Raw genomic sequence first — 7,996 nt, 5'->3', positions numbered from 1 at the left:
AGCCGTTGCTGGCCGCGGCGGTGGCGACCGCGCCCGCTTTCGCGCCCGCGCGGTTCAGCCTCGCCCTCACGCTGCATCGGCTCGAACGCGGAGCGGAGGCCCTCACCGCGATCGAGCCGGTGGTGGAGGCGTATCCGGGCAGCGCGATGGTGGTCGGTTTGCAAGCGGCGATCCACATGCAGCTCGGCAATGTCGCGCAGGCAATCGATGCGTATGAAGGCGTGGTGCGGACGACGCCCGAGGATAGCGAGATGTGGCATGCTTATGGCCACGCCCTGCGCGCGATCGGGCGACAAAGCGATGCTGTCGCCGCCTATCGTCGCGCCATCGCCATTGCGCCCGGCTCCGGTGAGGCATGGTGGAGCCTCGCCAATCTCAAGACGGTGCGCTTCGACGCCGAAGATATCGCGCGGATGCAGGCGCTGCCGAAAGCGGCCAGCGCCAATCCCGGCGACCGCGCCTATCTGGATTTCGCGTTGGGCAAGGCGCTGGAGGATGAGCGCCGCTATGCAGAGGCGTTCGACCATTATGCACGCGGCAATGCGGCGCGAAAGCGACTGGAGCCGCACGATGCCGCGGCGCATCGTCGCTTCGTTACGCAATCGATCGCCGCGTTCGACACTTCGCTGTTCGTGCGAGCGGCGGGCGCTGGGTGCGATGCGATCGGCCCGATCTTCGTCGTTGGCATGCCGCGATCGGGCTCGACGCTGGTCGAACAGATCCTCGCCAGCCATAGTCAGGTCGAGGGCGCGTCGGAGCTGCCGACGCTGACCGCGCTGGCGCGGGACTTGGCGACCGCCAATCCGGGCTATCCTTCTTCGATCTCGCAAGTGCCGCTTGAGACGTTCGCCGAGCTTGGACGCGCCTATCTAAAGCAGACCGAGGTGTATCGCAGCGGTGACCGACCATTGTTCGTCGATAAATTTCCCGGCAATTTCCTGCACGGCGGCCTGATTCATCTGATGCTGCCGAACGCGCGCATCATCGATGTCCGGCGGGATCCGGTGGCGTGTTGCTTTTCCATTTTCAAGCAGGCGTTCGCGCGCGGGCAGGCGTATAGTTATGATCTGGAAGATTTGGCCCATTACTATCGCGATTATGTGGCGCTGATGGCGCATTTCGATACGGTCTTACCGGGCAGGGTGCACCGCATTGTCTATGAAGATCTGGTGGACGATGCCGAGAGCGAAATCCGCCGTCTGCTCGGTTATTGCGGGCTTGCTTTCGAGCCGCACTGTCTGCGCTTTTTCGAGACCGGACGGAATGTGCGCACGCCCAGTTCGGAACAGGTGCGCCGCCCGATCTTCCGCGACGCGCTGGACCAGTGGCGTGGCTTCGAGCCGTGGCTTGGCCCGTTGATCGAAACGCTCGGCCCCCTTGCCAGACCCGTCACCGATCGGCCATAATCGCAATTTGGAATGCCCCTATCTGATTATTATCCTTCTCGCTTTTCGGGAATCGGGTGAGCTTCTTCAATCGGGGATCAGATCCAAATTCTCCGCAAGCAAAAGGCATGAAGCCTGATGCGGCAGCGCGAGGATCTGACGGGGCGTTTACGACAAGGGGGGACTATGACGAAGTTTCATGCTCAATCCGGCCCGTTGGGCCGTCGCACGCCTTTGCTTGCTACTTTGCTGGCATCTGCGGGAGGCTTGGCGCTGCTGGCACCGCAAGCGGCTTTTGCTGCGGCAGACCGTGCTGCCCCCCTTCCCGATACGGCGCGGCGGCAGCTTCGTCTGCACAAACGCCCCCCAAGGACGGCGAGCTGACCGACATCGTCGTCACCGCAACGCGCTCGGGCGCGGAATCGCTGCAGAAGGTGCCGATCGCGGTGTCGGTGGTGAATGTCGATCAGGTCACCAAATCGGGGCAGGGCAATCTGTCCGATCTCGCCAAATTCACCCCCTCACTCGTCATCACCGAAGGTGCGCCGGGCTTCAACAAGTTCAACCTGCGTGGGCTTGCGACGGGCGGCTATGTCACGTCGGACACGTCGGATCGTCCGCTGGTCGCGGTCTATCTCGACGACACGCCGATCTCGGTGCAGGGGCAGACGCCTGACCTGAAGGTCTATGATCTCGACCGCGTCGAAGTGCTGCGTGGGCCGCAGGGCACGCTGTTCGGTGCGGGTTCGATGGCGGGCACGGTGCGCTTCGTGACGGCGAAGCCCGATGCCAGGAGCTTCTTCGGCACCGCCGAAGCGAGCGGCTCGACCACCGAGCATGGTGCCGGCAGCTACAATGTTCGCGGCATGGTCAACATTCCGCTGATCAAGGATCAGCTTGCGGTGCGCGGCAACATCTTCGTCGGCAACGATGGCGGCTTCATCGACAATATCGGCCAGCACAAGGTCGACAACGCCAATAGCAACCGCTCCACCCAGGGCAGGGTCGCGGTACGCTGGACGCCGACCGACGCATTGGTCGTCGATGGAAGCTTCACCTATGAGGACAGCCGCGCCAAGGGGCTCAACACCGGGCTCAATGGCCTTGCGCCCTACACCTATGAGAGCAATGGCGCGGAGGGGACGCGCGACCTGTTCAAGCTCTACACCGGCGGTTTCGATTATGATGCGGGCTTTGCCAATCTGATCGTCACCGGAGCGTATACCGACCGCAAGATCGGTTTCAACGCGAGCCCGGATCCGCAGATCGGCTATTATTTCGCCAGTTATTACGCGCCCTATACCGGGGCCGGCAAATACCCGCTGTATAACCCGCCAGCCAGCTACAACCACGCCGTCACCAGCCTGATCCCGGCTGAAAACTATACGATCAACCAGAAGCTCAACGATTTCATGGCCGAAGCGCGGCTGGTGTCGAAGAACGATGGCCCGATCAAATGGACGGTCGGCGCTTATTACGAAAAGCAGAACCGGCATCTCGTTCAGGACATTCCGGTCGCCGGGTTCGATACGCTGTCCTACCAGAACGCCGCGTTTGGCCCGTTCGCAACGCCGAGCGGCCTGTATGATTCGAAAACCGTCGATGGCGCATTCAACTCGAACGACATTTTCTCAGGCCTGCAGGACGTCCACGAGCATCAGTTCGCGGCATATGCCGATGGCACCTGGCACGTCACGGATCGGCTCGATCTGACCGCTGGCCTGCGCTACTTCAATTTCAAGGAAAACTATTATCTGTACGAAGGCGGCGCGTTCGGCGTGCTGCTCGGCAAGGATGCGCAGGGGCGGACGACGGGCATCACCCAGTCGATCACGTCCACGCTCAAATCGAACGGGGTCAACCCGCGCGCCAACATCTCCTACAAGCTCAATGACAATGTGCTGGTCTATGCCGAAGCGGCCAAGGGCTTCCGCTATGGCGGTGCCAATCAGCCGGTGCCGCTCGGCACGGCGGGACTGGCCGGGCGCTGCACGACGCAGCTCAATGCCTATGGCTATACCGCCGCGCCGGGGACGTTCGGGCCCGATAAATTGTGGAACTATACGATCGGCGAAAAGGCCAAGCTGGCGGGCGGCCGCGTAACGCTCAACGCCAGCGCTTATTATATCGACTGGTCCGACGTGCAGACGCGGTTGCGGCTCAACTGCTCGTATTTCTTCACCGACAATAAGGGCAAGATCGCCAGCAAGGGCGTCGAGCTGGAGGCGGCGGTCAAGGCGACGCGCAACATCACGCTCAACGGCAGCTTCTCGTTCAACGATTCGAATGCGCGCGGCGATATTCCGACGGTCGGCGCGTTTGACGGCGACCGCACGCCCTATTCGCCGCAAGTGACCGCGTCGGCAGGGGCGTTCTACGATACCGATCTCGGCAGCGGGTCGCTGCATCTGCAGGCAACGTACAAATACATCTCGTCGCAGCAGACGACGTTCAACAATTTCTCGACCACGCTCGATCCCACCACCAAGAAGCTGATCGTCGACAAAGCCAGCAATGGCGGCCTCAGCCAGACCTTCGCGGTGATCCCCGAAAGCCATAATGCGAGCGCGTCGGTCACCTATGACATCGGCCAATTCGAATTCGGCGTTTTCGGCAACAATCTGTTCGACGGCGTCAAGGTGATCGATATCCAGCGCGCGACTTACTATGCGATCTATCAGGCGGGATCGCGCGTGACCTATGCGCGCCCGCGCACGATTGGCGTGCGGGCGAAGGTGAAATTCTGACCGGAACGGGGAGGGCGGCAAACCGCTCTCCCCATCGCCTTCAGTCGCGGAACACGATCGTCCGCGCGCCATTGGCCAGCACGCGTCCGCTCAGATGGAGACCAACCGCGCGCGACAGAACGCGGCGCTCGATGTCGCGGCCCTTGCGCACCAGATCCTCCGCCGTGTCGGCGTGGCTGATCCGTTCGACATCCTGTTCGATGATTGGCCCTTCGTCGAGATCGCCGGTCACATAGTGCGCGGTCGCCCCGATTACCTTCACCCCGCGCGCATGGGCCTGATGATAGGGCTTGGCCCCTTTGAATCCGGGCAGGAAGCTGTGGTGGATGTTGATGCAGCGGCTGGCGAATTTGGCTGCGAGATCGTCCGACAGGATTTGCATATAGCGCGCCAGCACCACCAGATCGGTGTTCGCGGCCTGATGGATCGCCCAGATCTTGGCTTCCTGTTCGGCCTTGGTCGCGGGGGTGATCGGCAAATGGTGGAACGGAATGCCCGCCAGATCGAGTGCGGAAAAGGTGTCGGCCGGATGGTTGGAGACGATTCCGACCACGTCCATGTCGAGCTCGCCGATGCGGCGGCGGTAGAGCAAGTCGACCAGGCAATGGTCGAACTTCGACACCAGGATCAGCACCCTTTGTCGGGCATCGGCCGGGCGGAGCGTGAGCGTCATGCCATAGCCTTTGGCAAGCGCGTCGAACCCGCTGTGCAACGCCGCCGCATCGCCGTCGCCGGGGATGGAAAAGGCGGTGCGCATGAAAAAGCTGGCCGAATCTGCGTCGTTATACTGGCTGGAATCGGTGATGTTGCCGCCGCACGCCAGAATGTGGCCGGACACGGCGGCGACGATGCCGGGCCGGTCCTGGCACGACAGCGTTAAGATAAACGGCTGAACGGGCATCATGTCTCCGCAGGTTTAGGGGCGGCGTCCATGCCGAAGGTCCGCACGCGTAGATCGTCGACCGCATAGCTGCGCACGCTCGTCCAATAATGATAGGCCGCCCAGAAACCGGTGAGCGACAGCGCCAGCAACGCATAGCGCAGCGATGCGGCATTGCCGCCCAGCGGCCCGGTCAGCATGTCGCTGATCCAGCCGACGACGGTGGGCGCGATGATGAGGTTGGCGACATTGGCGGTGAGCAAACTGATCGCCATGCCTTGTGCGCGCATCGGGGCCGGCATGAAATTGAGCAGCAGCGCCATGGTCGGGCCGACATAGAGATAGATCGCGGGCACCACGATCCACAGCATCGCCGTCGCCACGGTGAGCGAATGCGTCCAGTAAATCAGGAAGGACGGGATCGTCGATGCCGCGACGATGACGGCGAGCAGCCGGGCGATCCATTTCGGATCCTGCATTTGCGGCAGCGCGAGGATGGCGCTGGTGGCGATCGTCGCGACCGTGCCCGCCCAGAAATAGATCGTGCCGAGGCGCGCGCCTGCCTCTGCGGTGGACAGGCCGTAAGCGCGCTCGAAATAGGTCTGCGTCCAGAACAACAGGCCCCAGCCCCACAGGCAAATCACCGTGCCGGCCGCGTTGATGTGCCACGCAGATCGCTGTGTCCACAGGAAGCGGCACGTCTCGACAAAGCTTGCAGCGGGGGCGCTGTCTTCGGTGACCAATTCGAAGCGGCCGCGTACCGGCTCGCGCACGGTCAGCAGGATCAGCAGGCCGAAAATCACGCCGGGCACGCCGAGCGCGATGAAGGCCGCGCGCCAGCTATGGAAATGCTCGACGATCGCACCCGCCAGGCTCGACCCCATCCACGCACCAAGCGGCAGGCCCAGCGCATAGATGGTCAGCGCATAGGCGCGCCTTCCGCGCGGGAAATTGTCGGCGATGATCGAGGTCGAGGGCGGGGTGCCGCCCGCCTCGCCGATGCCGACCGCGATCCGCGCCAGCAGGAATTGCACATAGTTTTGCGTCAGGCCGAGCAAAGCGGTCGCTGCCGACCAGAGGATCATCGCGCCTGCGACGATGTTCCGCCGATTGGCGCGATCGGCAAAGCGCGCGATCGGCAGCCCAACGAAGATATAGAAGAAGGCGAGCGAAACGCCGGTCAGCCAGGCGACGCCTGAATCGCTGAGGCCGAACTCCTTGCGGATCGGTTCGAGCACGGTGGCGACCACGTAGCGATCGGCGATATTGACCGCATAGACCAGCCCCAGCACGAGGACGACATACCAGCGCGCCGATTCCAGGCGCGGTGTCGTCGATGTCATCATGCTGGCCCCCATTGTGTTCGTTTCCCCGCCGTCAGCTGCCGTCGGGACTGTTGCACGGTGCAGGCGGCGGTTCGGTTACCCCCGATGGCGCGCGTCCACAGATCGACCAGACTAGCGGCGTAACTGCTTGGCAGATAGACCTCACACGCGGTGTCGCTGATCGGCGCGATCCACACCGGCACATGGTGGATCGTTGTCGCGGCGATCTGGCCGGGGCCGAAATCCGGATTTTCGGAATCGAACCAGCCGCTCACGCTCAGCAGCCCGCGCCAGCCGGGGCCGGTGAGCGTGGCGCGGATCAGGCCGCCGCCAAGGGGCGACAGCGCGCCACGATCGGCGATGTGCGCGGTGATTGCGGGCGCGTGCTGCGCGGCGTCGATCAACCACCAGCGTCGCGGCTCGACCGGCAGGGTCCGCCCGGTTGGAAGATTTGGCGGCTCCGAATCGTCCCACAGGTCGAGCGCGATGACATCGCCCGCTGCGGCTATCGCCAGGGTAACCCGCGCCTCAGTCACGATAGCGTGTCCCTTCGGCATCGTAGAAAAGCGGTGCCGTAACGGTAACGCGGGCCGACTGGCTGCGGGTGGGAGACGTGGCGACCAGGCTCTCGCCGATCCGCATTCTCCCTCCGGCGAGCAAGCCCAGCGCGACCGCGCCCTCGCCCAGCACGCGCCCGGTGGCGGAGGTGACATGGCCCAGCACCGGCTCTCCGGTTGCGGTGACGAGCATTGCGCCTTCCGGGATCGGCGTGTCGCTGGTCAGGCCGACGAGCTGCAGGCGATCGGGGGCCGACAAGGCTGGGCGGGTCAACCCCGCCGCGCCGATGAAACCGCCGCTCTTGCGCAGCATCCGTTCAAGCTGGAGGTCGTGCGGGGTGGTGCGGCCATCGGCCTCCGCCCCGATCACGATATGGCCCTTTTCGATCCGCAGAAATTCGAGCGCCTCCAGCCCATAAGGCGCACCGCCGCGCGCACGGGTCGCCGTCTCCAGCGCATCCCACACCGTGCCAGCATCGCTCGCCACCGCATAGAGTTCGAAGGCGCGTTCGCCGCTATAGCTGGCGGCGAGGATCAGCACAGGCACCCCTGCGATTTCGGCATAGGCCAACCCCATATGCGCGGGCGGAGTGATGCCGGTCAGTTCGGCCAGAATGTCCTTCGCGCACGGTCCGGCCAGTGCGATCCCGGCGAAATGCTCCTGTTGCGCCACCACCGACACGCGCAAATGCGGGGCGAGCACGCGGTGGGCATAGCTGAGATGCGCCTCCATCCGCTCGGCCCCGCCAGTCGAACTGGTCAGCAGATAGCGGTTTTCCTCCAGCCGCCAGACGGTGCCGTCATCCATCACCATGCCGTCTTCGCGCAGCATGAAGGTGTAGCGCCCGCGCCCGACCGCGAGCTTGGCGATGCCGGTCGCGCACACGCTTTCGAGCAACGCCGCCGCATCCGGCCCGACCACCGCGAATTTGGCGAGCGTCGAGATATCGACGATCCCGGCGACGGTGCGCACTGCACATGCTTCGCGCACCGCCGCCTGATGCAGCGTTTCCCCCGCCACCGGATAGCGCGCGGCCGGTGCCACAGCCCGAGCGGCTGCCAGAGCGGGGCGAGGCGTTGGTGGCGATCATAGAGCGCCAGC

The 7,996-nt window shown here is 63.9% G+C and carries 6 protein-coding genes; 2 read left to right on the top strand and 4 right to left on the bottom strand.

Going from position 1 to position 7,996, the window contains the following annotated elements:
• The coding region (locus tag NW75_RS20180; protein WP_033967179.1) for a tetratricopeptide repeat-containing sulfotransferase family protein at positions 1-1,406 on the top strand (1,406 nt) is incomplete at its 5' end.
• A 107-nt stretch (positions 1,407-1,513) separates the two neighbouring features.
• Positions 1,514-4,132, top strand: a complete 2,619-nt coding sequence (locus NW75_RS20175; RefSeq protein WP_156143090.1) for a TonB-dependent receptor — start codon at positions 1,514-1,516, stop codon at positions 4,130-4,132.
• 40 nt (positions 4,133-4,172) lie between these two features.
• Here NW75_RS20175 and purU read toward each other — a convergent pair whose 3' ends face one another.
• Genes purU through NW75_RS20155 form a run of 4 tightly spaced genes read right to left on the bottom strand, consistent with a single transcriptional unit; the run spans position 4,173 to position 7,939 of the window.
• Entirely contained in the window at positions 4,173-5,033 is an 861-nt protein-coding gene (purU, locus tag NW75_RS20170; RefSeq protein ID WP_137903021.1) for a formyltetrahydrofolate deformylase, read from the bottom strand.
• On the bottom strand, positions 5,033-6,358 hold the full coding sequence (locus tag NW75_RS20165; RefSeq protein WP_033967176.1) for a spinster family MFS transporter: 1,326 nt from the start codon (positions 6,356-6,358) through the stop codon (positions 5,033-5,035). The genes purU and NW75_RS20165 overlap by 1 nt, the downstream gene beginning before the upstream one ends.
• Positions 6,355-6,873, bottom strand: coding sequence for a sarcosine oxidase subunit gamma (locus tag NW75_RS20160; protein WP_081988845.1), 519 nt, complete (start codon positions 6,871-6,873; stop codon positions 6,355-6,357). Before NW75_RS20160 ends, NW75_RS20165 begins: the two co-directional genes overlap by 4 nt.
• Positions 6,866-7,939 carry an aminomethyltransferase family protein gene (locus NW75_RS20155; protein ID WP_231565354.1) on the bottom strand — a complete coding sequence of 358 codons (1,074 nt, stop codon included), beginning with the start codon at positions 7,937-7,939 and terminating at the stop codon, positions 6,866-6,868. The genes NW75_RS20160 and NW75_RS20155 overlap by 8 nt, the downstream gene beginning before the upstream one ends.
• Positions 7,940-7,996 lie beyond the last annotated feature (57 nt).

Source organism: Sphingomonas sp. Ant H11, from assembly GCF_000797515.1.
GTDB lineage: Bacteria > Pseudomonadota > Alphaproteobacteria > Sphingomonadales > Sphingomonadaceae > Sphingomonas.
The sequence above is the reverse complement of the archived record's forward strand: the minus strand, read 5'-3'. Positions and strand labels throughout refer to the sequence as shown.

Coding starts and splice junctions, on each gene's coding strand:
- NW75_RS20175 (WP_156143090.1), top strand. CDS start 1,514: ATGAAGCCTGATGCGGCAGCGCGAGGATCTGACGGGGCGTTTACGACA.
- purU (WP_137903021.1), bottom strand. CDS start 5,033: ATGCCCGTTCAGCCGTTTATCTTAACGCTGTCGTGCCAGGACCGGCCC.
- NW75_RS20165 (WP_033967176.1), bottom strand. CDS start 6,358: ATGATGACATCGACGACACCGCGCCTGGAATCGGCGCGCTGGTATGTC.